19 protein-coding genes are annotated in these 18,697 nt (G+C 74.6%); 15 read left to right on the top strand and 4 right to left on the bottom strand.

The annotated features are described in order from the left end of the window. Genes ABC138_RS05875 through pepN form a run of 10 tightly spaced genes read left to right on the top strand, consistent with a single transcriptional unit; the run spans position 1 to position 11,028 of the window. Complete coding sequence (locus ABC138_RS05875) at positions 1 to 531, top strand: NADH-quinone oxidoreductase subunit C (RefSeq protein ID WP_345913017.1); 531 nt, start codon at positions 1 to 3, stop codon at positions 529 to 531. Beyond that, entirely contained in the window at positions 528 to 1,484 is a 957-nt protein-coding gene (gene nuoH / locus ABC138_RS05880) for an NADH-quinone oxidoreductase subunit NuoH (protein WP_068425588.1), read from the top strand. The genes ABC138_RS05875 and nuoH overlap by 4 nt, the downstream gene beginning before the upstream one ends. Continuing rightward, positions 1,481 to 2,002 (top strand): 4Fe-4S binding protein, encoded by a 522-nt coding sequence (locus tag ABC138_RS05885; RefSeq protein ID WP_345913018.1) that lies wholly within the window; start codon positions 1,481 to 1,483, stop codon positions 2,000 to 2,002. Before nuoH ends, ABC138_RS05885 begins: the two co-directional genes overlap by 4 nt. Further along, the gene (locus tag ABC138_RS05890; RefSeq protein WP_068425586.1) at positions 1,999 to 2,502 is read left to right on the top strand and encodes an NADH-quinone oxidoreductase subunit J; all 504 of its coding nucleotides are present in this window, start codon (positions 1,999 to 2,001) and stop codon (positions 2,500 to 2,502) included. The genes ABC138_RS05885 and ABC138_RS05890 overlap by 4 nt, the downstream gene beginning before the upstream one ends. Continuing rightward, complete coding sequence (gene nuoK, locus ABC138_RS05895) at positions 2,499 to 2,798, top strand: NADH-quinone oxidoreductase subunit NuoK (RefSeq protein WP_068425584.1); 300 nt, start codon at positions 2,499 to 2,501, stop codon at positions 2,796 to 2,798. The genes ABC138_RS05890 and nuoK overlap by 4 nt, the downstream gene beginning before the upstream one ends. Further along, positions 2,798 to 4,639 carry a proton-conducting transporter membrane subunit gene (locus ABC138_RS05900; RefSeq protein ID WP_345913019.1) on the top strand — a complete coding sequence of 614 codons (1,842 nt, stop codon included), beginning with the start codon at positions 2,798 to 2,800 and terminating at the stop codon, positions 4,637 to 4,639. The genes nuoK and ABC138_RS05900 overlap by 1 nt, the downstream gene beginning before the upstream one ends. Further along, positions 4,636 to 6,114 (top strand): NADH-quinone oxidoreductase subunit M, encoded by a 1,479-nt coding sequence (locus ABC138_RS05905; protein ID WP_345913020.1) that lies wholly within the window; start codon positions 4,636 to 4,638, stop codon positions 6,112 to 6,114. Before ABC138_RS05900 ends, ABC138_RS05905 begins: the two co-directional genes overlap by 4 nt. Next, complete coding sequence (locus ABC138_RS05910) at positions 6,111 to 7,616, top strand: proton-conducting transporter membrane subunit (RefSeq protein WP_338538688.1); 1,506 nt, start codon at positions 6,111 to 6,113, stop codon at positions 7,614 to 7,616. The genes ABC138_RS05905 and ABC138_RS05910 overlap by 4 nt, the downstream gene beginning before the upstream one ends. Before the next feature lie 24 nt (positions 7,617 to 7,640). Then, positions 7,641 to 8,495 carry a zinc metalloprotease HtpX gene (htpX, locus tag ABC138_RS05915; protein ID WP_345913021.1) on the top strand — a complete coding sequence of 285 codons (855 nt, stop codon included), beginning with the start codon at positions 7,641 to 7,643 and terminating at the stop codon, positions 8,493 to 8,495. 49 nt (positions 8,496 to 8,544) lie between these two features. After that, the gene (pepN, locus tag ABC138_RS05920; protein WP_345913022.1) at positions 8,545 to 11,028 is read left to right on the top strand and encodes an aminopeptidase N; all 2,484 of its coding nucleotides are present in this window, start codon (positions 8,545 to 8,547) and stop codon (positions 11,026 to 11,028) included. A 65-nt stretch (positions 11,029 to 11,093) separates the two neighbouring features. Here pepN and ABC138_RS05925 read toward each other — a convergent pair whose 3' ends face one another. Continuing rightward, positions 11,094 to 12,083, bottom strand: a complete 990-nt coding sequence (locus tag ABC138_RS05925; RefSeq protein WP_345913023.1) for an NADPH:quinone oxidoreductase family protein — start codon at positions 12,081 to 12,083, stop codon at positions 11,094 to 11,096. Between the two features lie 64 nt (positions 12,084 to 12,147). Between ABC138_RS05925 and ABC138_RS05930 the strand changes: the two genes are divergently transcribed. The 4 genes from ABC138_RS05930 to ABC138_RS05945 are packed head-to-tail and all read left to right on the top strand — an operon-like array spanning position 12,148 to position 15,068. Further along, positions 12,148 to 12,666 (top strand): methylated-DNA--[protein]-cysteine S-methyltransferase, encoded by a 519-nt coding sequence (locus ABC138_RS05930; protein ID WP_345913025.1) that lies wholly within the window; start codon positions 12,148 to 12,150, stop codon positions 12,664 to 12,666. Next, complete coding sequence (locus tag ABC138_RS05935) at positions 12,653 to 13,126, top strand: sigma-70 family RNA polymerase sigma factor (protein ID WP_345913027.1); 474 nt, start codon at positions 12,653 to 12,655, stop codon at positions 13,124 to 13,126. The genes ABC138_RS05930 and ABC138_RS05935 overlap by 14 nt, the downstream gene beginning before the upstream one ends. Continuing rightward, positions 13,123 to 13,710 (top strand): methylated-DNA--[protein]-cysteine S-methyltransferase, encoded by a 588-nt coding sequence (locus ABC138_RS05940; protein WP_068425563.1) that lies wholly within the window; start codon positions 13,123 to 13,125, stop codon positions 13,708 to 13,710. The genes ABC138_RS05935 and ABC138_RS05940 overlap by 4 nt, the downstream gene beginning before the upstream one ends. After that, a complete protein-coding gene (locus ABC138_RS05945; RefSeq protein ID WP_345913029.1) occupies positions 13,707 to 15,068 on the top strand; it encodes an MFS transporter in 1,362 nt (453 codons plus the stop codon). Before ABC138_RS05940 ends, ABC138_RS05945 begins: the two co-directional genes overlap by 4 nt. 21 nt (positions 15,069 to 15,089) lie before the next feature. Here the strand turns inward: ABC138_RS05945 and ABC138_RS05950 are convergent, their stop codons facing one another. From ABC138_RS05950 to ABC138_RS05960, 3 genes are all read right to left on the bottom strand, one after another. Further along, positions 15,090 to 15,692, bottom strand: coding sequence for a dienelactone hydrolase family protein (locus ABC138_RS05950; protein WP_345913030.1), 603 nt, complete (start codon positions 15,690 to 15,692; stop codon positions 15,090 to 15,092). A gap of 32 nt (positions 15,693 to 15,724) precedes the next feature. Further along, positions 15,725 to 16,339 carry an enoyl-CoA hydratase-related protein gene (locus ABC138_RS05955; RefSeq protein ID WP_345913031.1) on the bottom strand — a complete coding sequence of 205 codons (615 nt, stop codon included), beginning with the start codon at positions 16,337 to 16,339 and terminating at the stop codon, positions 15,725 to 15,727. A gap of 192 nt (positions 16,340 to 16,531) precedes the next feature. After that, positions 16,532 to 17,929, bottom strand: coding sequence for an MFS transporter (locus ABC138_RS05960; protein ID WP_345913032.1), 1,398 nt, complete (start codon positions 17,927 to 17,929; stop codon positions 16,532 to 16,534). Between the two features lie 69 nt (positions 17,930 to 17,998). On the opposite strand from ABC138_RS05960, the gene ABC138_RS05965 reads away from it, so the two are divergent. After that, positions 17,999 to 18,670: an HAD family phosphatase gene (locus tag ABC138_RS05965; RefSeq protein WP_345913033.1), complete on the top strand. Its 672-nt coding sequence runs from the start codon at positions 17,999 to 18,001 to the stop codon at positions 18,668 to 18,670. The last annotated feature ends 27 nt before the right edge of the window (positions 18,671 to 18,697 follow it).

Below are 18,697 nucleotides of genomic sequence, written 5' to 3' on the forward strand. Positions count from 1 at the left end.
GTGCCCGAGGAACGCCTCACCGTCGCGCCGCACGAGTGGCGCCGGGCCGTCGGCGACGCCCGGGACCGCGGCTACACCTTCTTCGACTGGCTGAGCGCGGTCGACGAGAGCGACCGCGAGGAGAACCCCGGGCTCGACGTCGTCTGCCACCTCGTCGACCCGCGCCCGACGCCCGAGCGCGACCAGCGCACCCTGCTCCTGCGCGCCCGCGTCCCCCTCGGCGAGGCGCTGGCGAGCATCACCGGGGTCTTCGCCGGCGCCGCGTGGCACGAGCGCGAAACCCACGAGATGTTCGGCCAGGGGTTCACCGGCTTCGTCGACGGCACCGGCCTGGGGCTGCGTCCGCTCCTCCTGCCCGACGGCTTCGAGGGGACGCCGCTGCGCAAGTCCTTCGTCCTCGCCGCCCGCGCGACCCGTCCCTGGCCCGGCGGCAAGGAGCCCGGCGAGGGGCACTCCACGAGGTCGCCGAGCCGCCGCCGGGTGGCGGCCCCCGGGGTGCCGGGGCCCGAGTGGGGGCCGCGAGAGCCATGAGCCTGCTCGAGATCTCCCTCCGCTCCCTGGCCGCGCTCGCGGCCCTGCTCGTCCTGCCGCTCGTCGCGGGCCAGGCCGAGCACAAGGTCATGGCGCACATGCAGGGCCGGCTCGGCCCGATGTACGCCGGGGGCTTCCACGGCTGGGCCCAGCTCGTCGCCGACGGGGTGAAGTTCGTCCAGAAGGAGGACATCACCCCCGCCGCCGCCGACCGCGGTGTCTTCCGCCTGGCCCCGGCCGTCGCCCTCGTCCCCTACCTCGTCGCCCTCGCCCTGCTGCCGATCCACCCGGGGGTCTCCGCCGCGGACGTCCCCGGCAGCGTGCTGCTCGTCCTCGCGGTGACGGGCGTCGGTGTCCTCGGCACGCTCATGGCCGGCTGGGCGAGCGCCAACAAGTACGCACTCATCGGCGGGATGCGCTCCGCCGCACAGCTGCTCGCCTACGAGCTGCCGCTCGTGCTGTCCGTCGCGTCCGTCGCCATGGCCGCCGGGACGCTCTCGCTCCCCGGGGTCGTCGACGCCTGGTCGCCGTGGTGGCTCGTGTGGCAGCTGCCCGGGGCGCTCGTCTTCCTCGTGGCCGCGACCGCGGAGCTGCAGCGTCCCCCCTTCGACGCCCCGATCGCCGACAGCGAGGTCGTCATGGGCCCCCTCACCGAGTACACGGGGCTGCGCTTCGCCTTCTTCATGCTCGCCGAGTACGCGGGCATGGTCGTCATGGGGCTGCTCTTCGGCGTGCTCTGGCTCGGCGGCTGGCAGGGCCCGCTGGCCGACCACCTCGGGTGGCTGTGGACCCTGCTCAAGGGCTCGCTCGTCGTCCTGCTCATCATCTGGATCCGCGTCTCCTGGCCACGCATGCGCGAGGACCAGCTGCAGCGGCTCGCGTGGACGGTGCTCGTCCCGCTCGCGCTCGCGCAGCTGGCGCTCACGGCCGTCGGGGTGGTGGTGACCGCGTGAGCAAGGACTTCGTGCCGGGCCTGGCCAAGGGCATGGCGGCCACCGCCAAGCAGCTCTTCGCCACGCCCCACACCGCCGAGTACCCCGACGTCGCCCCCGAGCTGCCGGCTCGCTCCCGCGGCGTCATCGCCCTCGTCGAGAGCAACTGCACCTCGTGCATGCTCTGCGCCCGCGAGTGCCCCGACTGGTGCATCCACATCGACTCGCACAAGGAAGAGGTGCCTCCGGCGAGCGAAGGGGGGCGCGCCCGCCAGCGCAACGTCCTCGACCGTTTCGCCATCGACTACTCGCTGTGCATGTACTGCGGCATCTGCGTCGAGGTCTGCCCCTTCGACGCGCTCTTCTGGAGCCCGCAGTTCGAGTACGCCGAGACCGACATCCGCGACCTGCTCCACGAGAAGGAGCGCCTGGGGCAGTGGGTCGCCGACGTCCCCGCCCCGCCCGAGCTCGACCCGGGGGCCGCCGACGCACCCGAGGTGGGCGCCGCCAGCAAGCCGACCCGCGGGGGCCGGCGTTGACCGGGCTCGACCTCGCCTTCGCCGCGACCGGCCTGGTCACCGCCGGCTCCGCCGCGCTCGCGGTGACGACCCGCCAGGTCGTGCACTCGGCCCTGTGGCTCGTCGTCGCGCTGCTCGGCCTCGCCGGCTGCTACCTCGTCCTCGGCGCCGAGCTCGTCGCGCTCGTCCAGGTCCTCGTCTACGTGGGTGCGGTCGTCGTGCTCGTCATCGTCGCGCTCATGCTCACCCGCGCGCCCATCGGGCCCCGGGCCGAGCACTCGAGCGGCCCGGCCCACCGTGCCCTCGCGGCCGTCGTCGGCGCGGGCACCGCCGGGCTCGTCGCCGCCGTGCTCCTGCCGACCGCCACGCGCACCGAGGTCCGCCCCGGCGGCAGCGCCGAGCTCGCCCGGCAGATCTTCTCGACGTGGGTGTGGCCCTTCGAGCTGCTCTCGCTGCTGCTCCTCGCGGCCCTCGTCGGGGCCTTCGCGGTCTCCGGCCTCACGCGGGAGGACCGTCGATGATCCACGCCGCCGGCCCGTACCTGCTCGCGAGCGTCCTCGTCGGTCTCGGCCTCTACGGGATCCTCGCCCGGCGCAATGCCGTCCTCGTCCTCGTCGGCGCCGAGCTCGTGCTCGCCGGCGGCGGGCTGCTCCTCGTGGCCGCCGGCGCGCTCGGCCACGACGCGACGTGGTCGGGCCAGGTGCTCACCCTCTTCGTCATCACCATCGCCGCCGCCGAGGTCGTCGTCGCCCTGGCCGTGATCGTCGCGGCCTACCGCCGCCGCGGCCACATCGACCTGTCCCAGGACGCCGGCTGATGGCCTGGGCCCTCGTCGCGCTGCCGTGCCTCACCGCCGTGCTCGCACTCCTCGCGGCCCGCAGCGGCCCGTTGGCCGTCCTCGTCTCGCTCGCCGGGTCCGCGGCGACGCTGCTGCTGTGCGTCGTCGCGCTCGCGCGCGCGGTGCCCGGGGTGGGGGGAGCCCCCTTCGTCCCGGTGTCGCCGACCGGGCCGGCCCTCGTGCTCGGCGGTTTCGACCTGCCGCTGACGCTCGGGCTGACGGCGACGAGTGCCTTCATCGCCCTCGTGGTCGTGCTCGTCGCGACACTCGTGCAGACCTACTCGGCCTGGTACCTCGCCGACGACGACCGGCGCGCGGTCTTCCACGCGACGATCTCGCTCTTCGCCGCCGCGATGCTCCTCGTCGTCCTCTCGAGCGACGTCGTCCTCACGGTCGTCGGCTGGGAGGTCATGGGTTGGTGCTCCTACCTGCTCATCGGGCACTGGTCGCGCCGGCCGGAGCCGCGCCGGGCGGCGCACGGCGCCTTCATGGTCACCCGCATCGCCGACATCGGGCTGCTCCTCGGGACCGCCGTGCTCGTCGCCGGGGCCGGCACCACCGACCGGGCGGAGGTCATCGCCCACTGGACCTCCGCCGCGGGCGACCCGGCGACCCGCTCGACCGCTCTCGTGCTCGTCGTCATCGGCGTGCTCGGCAAGTCGGCCCAGCTGCCCTTCCACCACTGGCTGCTCGACGCGATGGAGGGCCCGACCCCGGCGTCGGCGCTCATCCACGCGGCGACGATGGTCGCCGCGGGCACCGTCGTGCTGAGCCAGCTGCTGCCGCTGCTGCTGCGTGCCGACGCGGCCCGGGCGCTGCTGGCCGTCTCGGTGGCGCTGACGATGCTGCTCGCGGCGCTCTGCGCGCTCGTCGAGCCGGACCTCAAACGGCTGCTCGCCTGGTCGACCGTCAGCCAGGTCGGCGTCATGCTCGCCCCCCTCGCGGCGGCCGGGGCCGGCCCGTCCGCGGGCGCCGCACTCGGCCACCTCTACGGGCACGCGATCTTCAAGTCGCTGCTCTTCCTCGCCGTCGGGTGGCTCGCCACCACGCGCGGGTCGACGGCCGCGAGCGCCCTCGTCGGCAGCGGCCGGGCCCACCCCGTGGCCCTCGGCGCGTGGGCCGCGGGGCTCGTCTCCCTCGCCGGCGTCCCGCTCGTCCTCGGCGGCCTCACCAAGGAGCACGTCGTCGCCGCCGTCGGCGAGGACGTCGGCTCGCGTGGGGCCCTCGCCGGCCTCGTGCTCGTCTCCCTCCTCGCGACCGCCGCCGTCACCGCGGCGTACGCGACCCGGGCGCTGCTCGTCGTCGCGCTCGGGGACGAAGGGAGGGCCCGCTCGCGTGCGGTCATGCCCGCGGCCGTGCTCGCGATCCTGCTCGTCCTGGCCGTCGCGAGCATCGTCGGCGGCCTGGCGCTCGGGCCGCGACTGCCCGACGCCGGGCACGTCCCGGCCGGGCTCTTCGTCATCGTGCTCCTCCTCGTCGTCGTCGGCATCGCCATCGGGTGGCTGCTCCACCGGACCGGTCAGCAGGAGCGTCTCGTCGCCGGCCCCGGACGCCTCGTCGGCGCCGGGCTGGGCGTCGACGCCGTGCAGCGCCTCGCCGTCGTGCGCCCGGTCGCCGCGCTCGCGCGCCTCGTCGCCTTCCTCGACCGCGAGGTCCTCGACACGTACGTGCGGGGCATCGCATGGGGCGCGCTCGGTCTGGCCGACGCCGGGACGACCGCCCACCGCCGGGCGCGGCCGTCCTCCGGCCTCGCGCTGCTCGGTGGCGGACTGCTCGCCCTCGCGGCCGTGACCGGCCTCGTCCTGTGGGGGGTCGCGTGATCGGTCTGGCCTGCGTCCTCCCGCTGCTCGTCGGCACCGTGCTCCTCGGGGCCGGCACCGAGCTGTCGGCCCGCACCGCGGGCCGCGCCGGTCTGCTCGGCGCGCTCCTCACGCTCGCCCTCGTCGCCGTCGCCTGGGGGAGCGGCGCCGTGGTCGACATCCCGTGGCTCCCCGCGCTCGGTCTGCGGATCCACCTCGGGCTCGACGGCATCAGCGGGCCGCTCGCCGTGCTGGCCGCCGCCGTGACCGCCGCGGCGTGCGGCACCACCTTCGGTGAGCGGCCGCGCGGCGGGAGCGCGGCGACCTTCGTCGGGTGCCTGCTGCTCACGCTCGCCGGTGCGGTGGCGACCTTCGCCGCGCGCGACGCGCTGCTCTTCGTCGTCACCTTCGAGCTCGTGCTCGTGCCGATGTGGGTGCTCATCACCCGCTTCGGTGACGACCGCGACCCGGGGGCCCGGCGCGAGGCGGGCGCCCGCTTCGTCCTCTACACCGGGTTCGGCTCGACGCTCATGCTCCTCGGGGTGCTGCTGCTCGTGAGCCGCTCCGGCACCGCCGACCTCGCGGCCCTCGGCGCCGCCCGCGGTGAGGGTCTCGGCCTCGGCGTGCAGGTGACGGTCGCCGTCCTGCTCACCCTCGGGCTGGCCGTCAAGGTGCCGGTGTGGCCGCTCCACTCGTGGCTGCCGCTCGCGCACACGACCGCGCCGACCGCCGGGTCGATGCTGCTCGCCGCCGTCCTGCTGAAGATGGGCACCTACGGCCTCGTCCGGCTGCCGCTGGCGACCGTGCCCGACGGCTTCGCCCGCCTCGCCCCGGTGCTCGCCGTGTGCGGCGTCGTCGGCATCATCTGGGGTGGGCTCGTCTGCCTCGTCGAGCGCGAGCTCAAGCGGCTCATCGCCTGGTCCTCGATCGCCCACATGGGCTTCGTCGCGCTCGCCCTCGCCTCGGGCAGCGACACGGGCGTCACCGCGGCCCTCTACGCCAACATCGCGCACGGGGTGATCTCGGCGCTGCTCTTCCTCGTCGTCGGCGGGCTCAAGCACCACTGGGGCGACGACGACCTCACGATCCCGCGCGCCGCCCTGCGCGACACCTCACCGCTCACCGGGTTCCTCCTCCTCGTCGGGCTCGCCGCGGGGCTGGGGCTGCCCGGGCTCGCCGGCTTCTGGGGCGAGTTCAGCGCGGTCGTGGCGGCGCTCTCGCCCGCCGGGGGGCGCCCCGCTGCGCTCTTCGTCGTCTGCGCCGTCGTCGCGGCCGTCGGCGCCGCGCTCGCCGCCGCCTACTCGCTGCGGGTCGCCCGCCTCGTCTGGCTGGGTGAGTGGAGCGAAGGGAGCGCCCCACCCGGGCGTGAGGTCCTCACCCGGTCCGAGCTCGTCCCGGGTGCGCTCCTCGCGCTCGCCGTCCTCGCCCTCGGCGTCGTCCCCGGGCTGCTGCTCGCCGTCACCGAACCCGCCCTCGTGGGCGTGGTGAGCCGATGAGCGCCCCGCAGCTCGACGTCGTCGTCGCGGCCCCGGTGCTCGCGCCCGCGATCGCCTCCGTCGTGGTGCTGGTGCTCGACGCCGTCGCGCCCCGGCGGCGGCGACCGGCGGTCGCCGTCGGGGTCCTCGCGCTGCTCACCACCCTCGTGGTCGCCATCGGCCTGCGCCTGCGGGCCTCTGCCGGCGGGGAGGTCACGACGCTCTGCCTGCCGGGCGACCCCGCTCTCGCCGTGCGCGATGCGCCCGGCCAGACCGCCAGCGAGTGCCTGCTGCGGGTCAGCCAGTCCGGTGCCCTGCTGCAGGCGGTGGCCGCGGCCGCCGGCCTCGCCGTGCTGCTGCTCCTCTCGCGCCGGCTGGGGAGCGCGCCGGAGCAGCTCGACAGCGAGGCGCCGGCCCGCCCCGACCCCGGCGTCGAGGTCGCGATGCTGCTCGCCACGGTCACCGGGGCCAACGTCGTCGCGGTCGCCCACGACCTCGGGACCTGGCTCGTCGGGCTCGAGCTCGCGACGTTGCCCATCGTCGCGCTCGCCGTGCTGCGCGGCGGGACCCGCGACAGCGGCGCGCTCAACCTCGTCATGACGTCGATCGCCTCCTTCGCGATCGCCGTCGTCGGCGCCGGCCTGTGGGTCACCGCGACGGGCAGCCTGCGCCTCGGCGGGGTGGCCTCGTGGGCCGCCGGCCAGGAGCCCGGTGACCGGGCGGTGCTGGTCCTGGGCATCCTCCTGCTCGTCGTCGCCGTCGGCTTCAAGCTCTCGCTCGTGCCCTTCCACGCGTGGGCCCCGGTGACCTACCCCCGGGCCGGTGTCGAGGTCACGACCCTGCTCGCGTCGGTCTCGACCGTCGCCGCGGTCGGCGGGCTCGTCGCCGTGGTCCGCGGAGCCGCGAGCGTCCACGCCGTGATCCAGCCGGCGTTGTCCGTCGTCGCGGTCGTCTCCATGCTCGGGGGCGCCGTCCTCGCGCTGCGGGCGGACGACCCCCTTCGCCTCATCGCCTGGTCCGGGGTGACGCAGGGAGGCTGGATCCTCGCCCCGCTCGTCGCCGGGGACACCGATGCCGCCGTCGGGTACCTCGCCGTCTACGCCGTCGCGGTCGTCGCGGCCCTGGCCGTCGTCGCCGCCCTCACACCCGGAGCGCCCCGCCGGCTCGAGGACGACCGGGGGCTGCTGCGGCGGCGCCCCGTGCACGCCGCCGTGCTCACGCTCGCGCTGCTCACCCTCGCCGGGCTGCCGCCGGGCGTCGCGGGACTGCTCGCGAAGTTCATGGCGCTGCGCCCGCTCGCCGACGAGGGGCTGTGGTGGGTGGCCGTGCCCGCCGTCGTCGCCGCCGTCCTCGGGCTGGCGGTCTACCTGCGGTGGGTGGCGCTGCTCCTGCTCCCTGCCGAGGACCACGGGGCTCCCGAGGAGGTCGACCGCACGGCCACCTTCGTCGCCGTCTCGGCCGGTCTGGTGCTCCTCGGCGCGACCTGTGTGCCGGTCCTCCTCCTCGGCGCGGGAACGTCCTGAGCCGTACCGGGCGTTGAGGACGACATGCACAACCACTTCAACGGGCTGAAGACCGCGGCGCTCTTCGGCGCGATCTTCTCGTTGCTCCTGCTCGTCGGCTACGCCATCGGTGGCGCACGCTACATCTGGCTCTTCGCCCTCTTCGGCGTCGCCACGACCGCCTACACCTACTGGAACTCCGACAAGCTCGCGATCCGGGCCATGCGCGCCGTGCCCGCGGACCCGCAGCAGTACCCGCAGATGTACCGCATGGTGCAGGAGCTCAGCCAGCGCGCCGGCCAGCCGATGCCGCGGCTGTTCGTCAGCCCGACCGCCGCCCCCAACGCCTTCGCGACGGGGCGCAACCCGGAGCACGCCGCGGTGTGCTGCACCGAGGGGATCCTGCAGCTCCTCGACGAGCGAGAGCTGCGCGGCGTCCTCGGTCACGAGCTGATGCACGTCTACAACCGCGACATCCTCACCGGGTCGGTCGCGGGTGCCATCGCCGGTGTCGTCTCGTCGGTGGCCTCGATCGCGCTGTGGTTCGGCGGCAGCCGCGACCGCAACCCGCTCGCCGGCATCGCCGTGGCCCTGCTCGCACCCGTCGCGGCGATGGTCATCCAGATGGCGATCTCACGCACCCGCGAGTACGACGCCGACGAGGACGGTGCCCGGCTGACCGGTGACCCGCTCGCCCTGGCCTCGGCCCTGCGCAAGCTCGAGACGGGCGTGCAGCGGGCACCGCTCGAGCCGACGCCGCAGCTGCAGAACGCCAGCCACATGATGATCGCCAACCCCTTCAGCACGCGCGACCTGTCGAAGATGTTCTCCACCCACCCCCCGATGGGCGAGCGCATCGCCCGCCTCGAGGGGATGGCAGGTGGTCACCACCTGCGGTGACGGGCTCCCTTCGTCCACGATGCGGCACGAGCGGTGACAGGATGCCGAGGTGCCCTCCCTCACCCGTGACGAAGCCCTTGCCCGCGCCGACCTGCTGGCCGTGAACCGGACCGAGGTCGAGATCGACCTCGACCTGGGAGCGGAGACCTTCGGGTCGCTCACCCGGATCCACCTCACGGCGGCCGCCGGCGGGGAGACCTTCGTCGACGTCAAGCCGCGTGAGCTCCTCCGGGCGAGCCTCGACGGCGTCCCGCTCGACGTCGACGCCTGGGCCGACGGTCGGCTGCCGCTCACGCTGACGCCTGGGGAGCACGTCGTCGAGGTCGAGGCGACGATGGCCTACAGCCACGACGGCGAGGGGCTGCACCGCGCGACCGACCCGGCCGACGGCGAGGACTACGTCTTCAGCCACCTCTTCCTCGACGCGGCGCCGGCGGTGTTCGCCTGCTTCGACCAGCCCGACATCAAGTCGACCTACGCGTTCTGCGTCAAGGCGCCGGCGGAGTGGCGGGTCATCGGCAACGGCTCGGGGGCCGTCGGCGACGGGGGCGTCTGGCACCTCGCCGAGACCCAGCCCCTGTCGACCTACTTCGTCGCGCTGTGCGCCGGCCCGTACGTGTCGGTGACCGACGAGCACGACGGGATCGCGCTCGGCCTGTACGCGCGTCGCTCCATGCAGGAGCAGCTGCGGGAGGCCGCGCCGGAGATGCTGGAGATCACCCGGCGCAGCTTCGACTACTTCCACTCGATCTTCGGCATCCGCTACCCCTTCGACGACTACGACCAGGTCTTCGTCCCGGAGTTCAACGCCGGCGCGATGGAGAACCCGGGGTGCGTCGTGCTGCGCGACAGCTACCTCTTCCGCGGCGCGGTCGGCCGCGACGAGCTGCTCACCCGGGCCAACACGATCAGCCACGAGATGGCACACATGTGGTTCGGCGACCTCGTGAGCCCGCAGTGGTGGGACGACCTGTGGCTCAACGAGTCCTTCGCCGAGTACATGGCCCACCGCTGCCTCGTCGAGGCCACCGAGTACGCCGAGGCCTGGGTGGACTCGACGATGTCGCGCAAGTCCTGGGGCTACGGCGCCGAGCGGGCTCCCTCGACCCACCCGGTCGCCGGGTCGCCCGCCCCGGACGCGAAGTCCGCGCTCGCCAACTTCGACGGGATCTCCTACGCCAAGGGCGCCGCGGTCATCCGCCAGCTCATCGAGTTCATCGGGGACGAGGCCTTCCTCGCCGGCATCCGGCAGTACCTGGGTGACCACTCCTTCGGCAACGGCACGCTCGCCGACTTCCTCGGCGCCATGGAGGCGGCGAGCGGCCGGTCCCTGCACGACTGGAGCCGGGGCTGGCTCGAGACGGCCGGCGTGGACACCATCGCCGTCGACCGGGCCGGCGCGGTGACGCGCACCGCCCCGCGGGCCCACCCCGCCGACCGCCCGCACGCCTTCGACATCGCGACCTACTCAGGTGGCCAGGAGACCTCCCGGGTCGCCCTCACCCTCGACGCCGACCGCGCACCCGTCGCCGGCCTCGACCTGGCCGCCGCCCTCGTGCTGCCGAACGCCGGGGACCTCACCTGGGCCACCCCGCTGCTCGACGAGGACTCCCTTCGCGCCCTGCCCGCGGAGCTGCCGCGCCTGTCCGACGCGCAGGCCCGGGCGGTCGTCTGGGTCGGGCTGCGCGACGGCGTGGCCCTCGCGCAGGTCGACCCGCGCCTCATGGTCGACCTCGGCGAGGCCGCGCTCGTCGGCGAGACCAACGACTCGATCTTCTCGCGCGCGGGGATGCACCTGACCAACCGCGTCATCCGGGTGCTCCTGCCCGACGACGAGCAGGACGCCGCGCGCGCCCGCATGGCCGCGGTGGGGGAGCGGGTGCTCGCCGAGGCCGAGCCGGGCTCCTCCCGCGCACTGCACGCCGCCCGGCTGGTCGCCCGCACGACCGACGACGTCGAGGGGCGCCTGCTCCCGTGGGCGCAGGGCCGCGACCTGCCGGCCGGGCTCGAGGGCGACGCCGACTTCCGCTGGATCCTCCTGGGTCAGCTGAGCCGGCGCGGTCTCGTCGGCGAGGCCGAGATCGACGCGGCGCGCGCCGCCGACAACACGATGTCCGGGCAGCTGGGGGCGCTCACCGCCCGCTCGGCGATCCCGACCGCCGAGGGCAAGGCCGCCGCCTGGGCCGACCTCACGACCAACCGCGCGCGCAGCAACCACGAGCTCGTGGCGATCGCGGCCGGGTTCTGGGGCCCGCAGGACCGCTCGCTCGTCGAGCCGTACGTCGAGCCGTACGTCGCGCGGTACTTCAGCGACATCCCCCAGATGACCGAGTGGCTCGGCGAGGACGCACTCGCCCGGGTGACGTCGATGACCTACCCGTCACGCTTCGTCAGCGAGCGCACGCTCGAGCTCTCCCGGGTGGCGCTCACCGGCGACCTCCAGCAGGGTGTCCGCCGGGCGATCGTCGACGCGCAGTCCGAGCTCGAGGAGGCGCTCGCCTCCCGCCGCGCCTTCCCCCCTTCGCGCGCCTGACCCGGACCCGCACTGCCCCGGGGCAGTGCAGACCTGAACCCGCATTGCCCTAGGGCAATGCGGGTTCAGGCGGTGACGACGATCCGGCCCGTGCTCGACCCGCCCGCGAGGCGGGCGAGCGCGGCCGGCGTCTCCTCGAAGGGGAAGGTCTCGGCGACGAGCGGGGTGATCTGCCCCGCGTCGGCGAGGCGGACGAGCTCGTCGTGGCAGGCGGGGACCGACTGCGGGTCCCGCTCCTTGTACAGGCCCCAGTGCAGGCCGAGGATCGAGTAGTTCTTCACCATCGCGTGGTTGAGACGCGGCTCGGGGATGCGCCCGCTCGCGAACCCGACGACGACGATCCGCCCCTCGAAGGCGATGCACTTCGTGCTCGCCGCGTACGACGGCCCGCCGACCGGGTCGTAGACGACGTCGGCCCCGTGGCCGTCGGTGACCGCCTTGACGGTCTCGACGACGTCCTGCTCGCGACGGTCGATGACGACGTCGCAGCCCATCTCCCGCGCGATGGCGACCTTGTCCGCCCCGCCGACGACGCCGATGACGTGGGCCCCAGCGGCCCTCCCGAGCTGCACCGCCGCCGACCCGACCCCACCGGAGGCGGCGTGGACGAGCAGGTGCTCGCCCGCGCGCAAGCCGGCCCGGCGGTGCAGGCCGAACCACCCGGTCTGGTAGCTGACCATCAGCGACGCGCTCGCCGCGTCGTCGAGCCCTGCGGGAGCGGCGAAGGTGCTCGCGGCCTCCATGAGGCACTCCGTCGCGAAGCCGCCGTGCGGCACCGCGGTCCCGCCGAGCACCCGGTCCCCGACGGCCACGTGGGTCACGCCCTCGCCGACCTCGAGGACGTCTCCGCACACCTCGAGCCCGGGGACGAAGGGGGGTTCCGGCCGGACCTGGTACTCGCCACGGCACATGAGGGTGTCGGCGAAGTTCACCGCGCTCGCGCGCACCCGGACGCGGACCTGACCCGGCCCGGGGCGCGGCACCTCGGTGTCGACGAGGGTGAGGACCTCGGTGGGCTCGCCGAGCTGCTGGACCTGCCATGCGCGGATGCTCATGGCGGGGAGGCTACCGATCTCACGCGGGCGCACCTCGTCGCGTTCATCGGACATGATCGAGATCATGACCACACGGCACGCCGTCCTCACGACGCCCCTCGGTGAGCTGACGGCCGTCGTCGACGACGTGCCTGACGGGAGCGCGCTCGTCGGCCTGTACTTCCCGGGGCACTGGACGCTGCCCGACCCCGCCGGCTTCGGGCCGCGGGTCCCGTCCGGCAGCGACGAGATCTTCGAGCGACTGCAGGGTGAGCTCGACGAGTACCTCGCGGGGGAGCGGCGTGACTTCGACATCCCGCTGCAGCTGCGCGGTGGCGAGCACCACCGCCGGGTCTGGGACCTGCTCCTGCGCATCCCCTACGGCGAGACGATCACCTACGGCGACCTCGCCCGCAAGACCGGCGGGGCCGCGCAGGCCGTGGGGCGCGCGGTCGGGGCCAACCCGATCTCGATCCTCGTGCCCTGCCACCGGGTCGTCGGGTCCGACGGCTCGATCACCGGCTACGCCGGCGGGCTCGATCGCAAGCGGGCGCTCCTGGCGCTCGAGGAGCCGGCAGCCGAGGAGCGCGATGCCCTCTTCTGAGGCGCTGCCCCCCTTCGAGCAGGTCGTGCGGGAGCACGGGCCGCGGGTCCTTGCGATCTGCCGGGCGCGGGTCGATGCCGCCGACGTCGACGACGCGTGGAGCGAGACCTTCCTCGCGGCGCTGCGGGCGTGGCCCGACCTGCCGGGCGACCTCGACGTGCGCGCGTGGCTCGCCACCGTCGCGGCCCGCAAGTGCATCGACGTCCACCGGGCGCGGCAGCGGCGCGCCGAGCCGGTCGCGGACGTCCCGGACGTCGGGTTCGAGGAGACCACCGATGACGAAGGGGTGTGGCGTCACGTCGCCGAGCTGCCCACCAAGCAGCGCCACGTCATCACCTACCGCTACCTCGGCGGGCTGCCCTACGCGCGGATCGTCGAGCTCGTCGGCGGGAGCGAGCCGGCGGCCCGCCGGGCTGCCGCGGACGGACTGAGGACATTGCGGGACAAGGAGATCCGATGAGCACCACGCACCTGGAGGGACTGCACGCGCGACTCGTCGCGCGCGCCGACGACGAAGGACTGCTCGACATCGCCTACCGGGTGGTCGACTCACCCGTGGGCCGACTGCTGCTCGCGGCGACGGCGCAGGGGGTGGTGCGGGTCGGCTTCGAGAGCGAGGGGCACGACAGGGTCCTCGCCGAGCTCGCCGAGCGGGTCAGCCCGCGGGTGCTGCGCTCGCCCGCCCGCCTGGACGACGCAGCGCGCTGGCTCGAGGCGTACTTCGCCGGGTGCGGGCCCGGACCCGAGGTGCCGCTCGACCTGCGGCTGCTCGCCGGCTACCGGCGCGAGGTGGTCACGGCCCTGCCGCGCATCCCCTTTGGCCGCACCGCGACGTACGCGCAGATGGCCGCGATGACCGGGCGCCCCCGCGCGGTCCGGGCCGTCGGCAGCGCCTGCGCGCACAACCCGGTCCCGCTGCTCCTGCCCTGCCACCGCGTCGTGCGCAGCGACGGGGGCGCGGGGGGCTATCGCGGTGGGGCAGAGGCAAAGGAGCTGCTGCTGCGGCTGGAAGGCTCCGCGGCGGGGCGTACCGTCGCCCCATGAGCTCCACCGGCGCCGGGCCGACCCGTGCGGAACGACTCGGAAGGGTGCCGTACACGCGTCGGCACACCCGGCTCCTCCTCGGGTCGGGCACGGGATGGGCCCTCGACGCGATGGACGTCGGTCTCATCTCCTTCGTCATCGTCGTCCTGACCCAGCAGTGGGGCCTCACGACGACCGAGCGGTCGTGGATCGTCACGACCGGCTTCGTCGGGATGGCGCTCGGCGCCACGCTCGGCGGACGCCTGGCCGACCGCTTCGGCCGCCGCACGGTCTTCGCCGCCACCCTGGTCGTCTACGGCCTGGCGACCGGCGCCTCGGCGCTCGTCGGAGGCATCGCGGTCTTCCTCGTCCTGCGCTTCCTCGTCGGCCTCGGTCTCGGTGCCGAGCTGCCCGTCGCCTCGACGCTCGTCAGCGAGCTGTCGCCGACGCGCATCCGCGGCCGGCTCGTCGTCGTGCTCGAGTCCTTCTGGGCGGTCGGCTGGATCCTCGCGGCCGTCATCGGCTTCTACGTCGTCCCGCGCGGCGAGGACGGCTGGCGGTGGGCGCTGGTCCTCGGGCTCGTGCCGGCGGTCTACGCCGTCGTGGTGCGCCTCGGCCTGCCCGAGTCGGCGGTCTGGCTGGAGAGCCGCGGCCGGCACGAGGAGGCGGAGGAGGTGGTCCGTGGGTTCGAGCGGTCCGCGGGTGTGCTTCCGGACGCCACGACGAGCGCGAAGGGGGCGACCGCCCCGGCCGGCCCCGACGTCGGGACCCGGGGGGCCGGGGGTGCGGGCCTGTGGTCGACCGCGCTGCGTCGGCGCACGGCAGGCATCTGGCTCGTGTGGTTCGGGGTGAACTTCGCCTACTACGGGGCCTTCCTGTGGATCCCCTCCCTGCTCGTGGCCCGCGGTCACGACGTGACGACCTCCTTCGGGTACACCCTGGTCATCACGCTCGCCCAGCTGCCGGGCTATGCCCTCGCAGCGGTCCTCGTCGAGGTGTGGGGACGGCGCTCGACGCTCGCGCTCTTCCTGATCGGCTCGGCGCTCGCGGCGTGGTTCTTCGGGCAGTCGGACTCAGCCACCTCGATCATCGTCGCGGGCAGCGCGCTGTCCTTCTGCAACCTCGGCGCCTGGGGTGCGCTCTACGCGATCACCCCGGAGATCTACCCCACGGCGGTGCGTGGCTCCGGGGCCGGCGCGGCTGCCGGCTTCGGTCGGCTCGCCTCGATCGCCGCCCCGCTCACCGTCCCCGTCCTGCTCGAGCGCGGTGGGGCGGACGGCGACGTCATCGTCTTCTCGCTCTTCGCCGCGGCCTTCGTGGTGGCCGCGGCAGCAGCCTTCCTGCTGCCCGAGACCAGGGGGCGCGAGCTGCTCGGCTGACCGGCCACCTCGAGCGCTTGGTCAACCCACGGCGTCGACGAACTCGAGGATGCGCCGGGTGAGGATGCGCGCCTCGTCGGGCTGGTACTCGTCCGGCAGCGTCGGGTCGTTGAAGAGGTGGCCGTCGCCCTGGTACTCGACGTAGGTGAACGCGCCGCCGGCGTGCTCGACGTCGTCCTGGAGGTGCTCGTCGACCATCGGGTCGAACTGGCGGTCCTCCTCGTGGAAGGGGTCGCCGGCGCTCACGTGCACCTGGCCCGGGACGCCGGGTGGCCACGTCGCCTCGAGGTCACGCATCGGGATGCCCCCGCCGACCATGACGACGCCGCGCGCGTCGTCGGGACGCTGCGCGGCGACCCACTGGGCCAGGCCGGCTCCGTTGGAGAAGCCGACGGCGACGAAGGGTCCCTCGGTCTGCCGGGAGGCCTGCAACGCCGCGGCCATCTGCGCCGGGAAGCCCATCTCGCGGGAGCGGGCGGCCGCGGGCTCGTAGTCGTCGAAGACCTGCCCGTCGAGCAGGTCGACGACCTGGACGGTGTGGCCGGCGCCGGTCAGCGCATCGGCGAGATCGGTGACGCCCTGACGCACACCGAGGACGGACGGGAAGAGGATGACCTGTGCCATGGACCCAACCTAGGGCCGGCCACCGACAGCGGTCAGCGCGAGAACACCGGGGGCCGCTTCTCGACGAAGGCGCGTGCCGCCTCGACGTGGTCGGCGGCGAGGCCGCACTCCTTGTGGCGGGGCACCTCGGCGGCCATCGACTCCGACAGCGTCTGGTGCGCAGCCTCGAGGAGGTTGCGCTTGATGTGCGCCAGGGTGAGGGCCGGGCCGTCCGCGAGCCGGGTGGCGAGCTCGCGCGTGCGCTCCTCGAGCTCGTCCTCGGTGACGAGCTGCGTGAGCAGACCCAGGTCGAGGCAGGCCTGCCCGTCGAGCCGCGGGCTGAGCAGCATGAGCTCGCGCGCCCGCGCGGGGCCGACGATCCGCTCGAGCAACCACGCCACGCCGAAGTCCCCGGACAGGGCGATCGTCGCAAAGGCGGTCGCGACGAGGGTGCGCGGCGTCCCGATGCGCAGGTCGGTCGCGAGCGCGAGCCCGAGCCCGGCGCCCGCGGCGGCCCCGGGGAGCGCGGCGATCGTCGGCTTGGTGAAGGCGTGGAGGCGACCGACGGTCATCTCCTGGTGACGCAGCTGCTCCGCGACGGCAGCCGGGTCGACCTCGGTGGCGCCACCCCCTTCCCCCCCCGTCCGCGTCGAACTGCTGGACGTCACCCCCGGCGCAGAAGGCGCGACCTGCTCCGGTGATGACGAGCACGCGGACCGCCGGGTCCGCCTCGGTCTCGTCGAGCAGCTCCTCGAGCCGCTCGATCATCGGGCGCGAGAGCGCGTTGCGTCGCTCCGGTCGGTTGAGCGTGATCGTCGCGATGCCGTCGGTCAGGTCGTGCAGGACGTGGTCGGTGTCGGTCATGGGATCTCCTGGGGTCGGGGTCGGGGTGGGTCCGGGGTGGGGGACGAAGGGAGGGGGCGGGCGAAGGCGAGGGCGGCCACCGTGGGCAGGGTGGCGAGCACGAGCAGGGCGCGCGGGAAGCCGATGGCGTCGCCGAGACCGCCGACCGTGGCGGCCCCGAGGCTGCCGCCGAGGAGGAAGACCAGGGTGAGCAGCCCGAGGGCGCCACCCCGGGTGCGCACCGGCACCGAGTCGGCGACGAGGGCCGTCATGGCGGGCTGGCCGAGGCCGAAGGAGATCATCAGCAGCAGGGTCGCGGCGACGAGCACCGCGGGGCGGACCCCGGCTGCCCCCACCGCGGCGAGGACCACCGCGAGCGCCGTCCCCGTCGTGGCGAGCAGCTGCCCGCGGGAGGCGCCGAGACGGATGAGGGCCGGACCGGTGATGCGCGGGGCGACCACCCCGAGGGCGGCGCACGGCACGAGCAGCAGGCCGACCCGGGTCCCCGACCACCCGTGGGCGGTGAGGACGGTGGGGACCGCGACGAGCAGCCCGAACCACGCGGAGGGCAGGCTCGCGGCGGTGAGCAGGCTGAGGCGGGCGGCGCGGTCGCGCACGAGGGCGGCCGGGACGACGCCGTGCGGCCGGGCTCGTGAGCGCAGCACGGCTGCGGGGGCGGCGGCGAGCAGGACGACCAGGCCCACGAGCGCGGTGCCGCCGCCGAGGGTGGCCGCCTGCAGGGACAGGACGGCGCCGATGGCGGCCGCGGCCACGAGCAGGGCGCCGACCGGGTCGAGCGTCGCGCCGGGGTGCCGCCGGGTCGGCAGGTCCCGCCACACGAGGGGCACGACCGCCAGGGTCAGCACGGGGATGGCGACGACCGGACGCCAGCCGAAGGGGTCGACGAGCAGGGCACCGGCGACCGGGCCGAGGGCGTTGATCGTCGCCCCGATGCCCGAGTAGGTGGCCATCGCGCGCGCCCGGCCGTCCCCCGCGAAGAGGGCCTGCACCGCGGCGAGGGTCAGGGCGGGGACCGCGGCGGCGCCCAGCCCCTGGAGGGTACGCGTGGCGATGAGGGCGGGAAGGGAGTCGACGAGGGCGCCCGCGCAGGCGGCCGTGACCATGACGGACATCCCGACGAGCAGGGGCAGGCGGATGCCGAACATGTCACCGAGCCGGCCGAAGACGGCGCTGCCGACCGCGAGGGCGAGCGAGTAGCAGCTGACGACGAGCGCGGCGCGGCCGGTCGTCAGCCCCAGGTCCACGGAGAGTGCCGGGAGCGCCACGGCGACCGCGGCGCTGCCGAGGCCGGTCACCCCGAAGAGCACCGCGATGGCGCTCGCGAGGGCCGCGCGGTGGGGCTGCGGTGGCAGGGCAGCGGTGGAGATGGAGGCTCCTCGGACGGGTGTCGACATTGACTTGAATCTGAATCTAAGTTCAACTATACCTGTCACGACACCGCAGGAGCCATGAGGAGTGCTGACATGACGACGACGTCACCCGGCCCGACCGCCGCCGAGGCGCGCGCCACGGCGCTGCTCATCGACTTCGGTGGGGTGCTCACCGCCCCGATCGGCCCGGCCTTCGGCGCGCTCGCCGCCGATGCCGGCCTGGCCCCCGACGCCGCGCTGCGCCTGCTGGCCACCCACGAGGGGGCGCGCACCGCCCTCGCCGAGCACGAGGTCGGACGGCTCGACGACGAGGGCTTCGAGGACGCCTTCGCCGCCGCGATGCTCGAGGCGGGTGGCCGCATCGAGCCCCGCGGTCTGCTCGCCCGCCTCGCCGCGCACCTCCACCTCGACGAGCCGATGATCGACGTCGTCCGGCAGGCGCGCGCCGCGGGTGTCCCGGTCGCGCTCGTCTCCAACTCCCTGGGGCGCGACTGCTACGCCCGCGTCGACCTCGACGAGCTCTTCGACGTCTCGGTGGTCTCCGGCCAGGTCGGGGCGCGCAAGCCCTCGCGCCAGATCTACCGGATCGCCTGCGAGCGCCTGGGCGTCGAGCCCACGGACTGCGTGCTCGTCGACGACCTCGAGCACAACCTCGTCGGGGCCGCCCGCCTCGGCATCCGCGGCATCCTCCACCGCAGCGCCGACGAGTCCCTGCCCCGCATCCGCGAGGCACTCCGCCTCCCGGCCCCGACCGGCACCCGCTGATCGGCCCCCGAACCCCGACCCCCACCA

The sequence above is a fragment of the Janibacter sp. LM genome (assembly GCF_039631275.1).
Classification (GTDB): Bacteria; Actinomycetota; Actinomycetes; order Actinomycetales; family Dermatophilaceae; genus Janibacter; species Janibacter terrae.

Excerpts from the sequence above, each read along its gene's own strand:
- nuoH (WP_068425588.1), top strand. The coding sequence starts at position 528 with ATGAGCCTGCTCGAGATCTCCCTCCGCTCCCTGGCCGCGCTCGCGGCC.
- nuoK (WP_068425584.1), top strand. The coding sequence starts at position 2,499 with ATGATCCACGCCGCCGGCCCGTACCTGCTCGCGAGCGTCCTCGTCGGT.
- ABC138_RS05900 (WP_345913019.1), top strand. The coding sequence starts at position 2,798 with ATGGCCTGGGCCCTCGTCGCGCTGCCGTGCCTCACCGCCGTGCTCGCA.
- ABC138_RS05910 (WP_338538688.1), top strand. The coding sequence starts at position 6,111 with ATGAGCGCCCCGCAGCTCGACGTCGTCGTCGCGGCCCCGGTGCTCGCG.
- htpX (WP_345913021.1), top strand. The coding sequence starts at position 7,641 with ATGCACAACCACTTCAACGGGCTGAAGACCGCGGCGCTCTTCGGCGCG.
- ABC138_RS05925 (WP_345913023.1), bottom strand. The coding sequence starts at position 12,083 with ATGAGCATCCGCGCATGGCAGGTCCAGCAGCTCGGCGAGCCCACCGAG.
- ABC138_RS05930 (WP_345913025.1), top strand. The coding sequence starts at position 12,148 with ATGACCACACGGCACGCCGTCCTCACGACGCCCCTCGGTGAGCTGACG.
- ABC138_RS05935 (WP_345913027.1), top strand. The coding sequence starts at position 12,653 with ATGCCCTCTTCTGAGGCGCTGCCCCCCTTCGAGCAGGTCGTGCGGGAG.
- ABC138_RS05940 (WP_068425563.1), top strand. The coding sequence starts at position 13,123 with ATGAGCACCACGCACCTGGAGGGACTGCACGCGCGACTCGTCGCGCGC.
- ABC138_RS05945 (WP_345913029.1), top strand. The coding sequence starts at position 13,707 with ATGAGCTCCACCGGCGCCGGGCCGACCCGTGCGGAACGACTCGGAAGG.
- ABC138_RS05950 (WP_345913030.1), bottom strand. The coding sequence starts at position 15,692 with ATGGCACAGGTCATCCTCTTCCCGTCCGTCCTCGGTGTGCGTCAGGGC.
- ABC138_RS05960 (WP_345913032.1), bottom strand. The coding sequence starts at position 17,929 with ATGTCGACACCCGTCCGAGGAGCCTCCATCTCCACCGCTGCCCTGCCA.
- ABC138_RS05965 (WP_345913033.1), top strand. The coding sequence starts at position 17,999 with ATGACGACGACGTCACCCGGCCCGACCGCCGCCGAGGCGCGCGCCACG.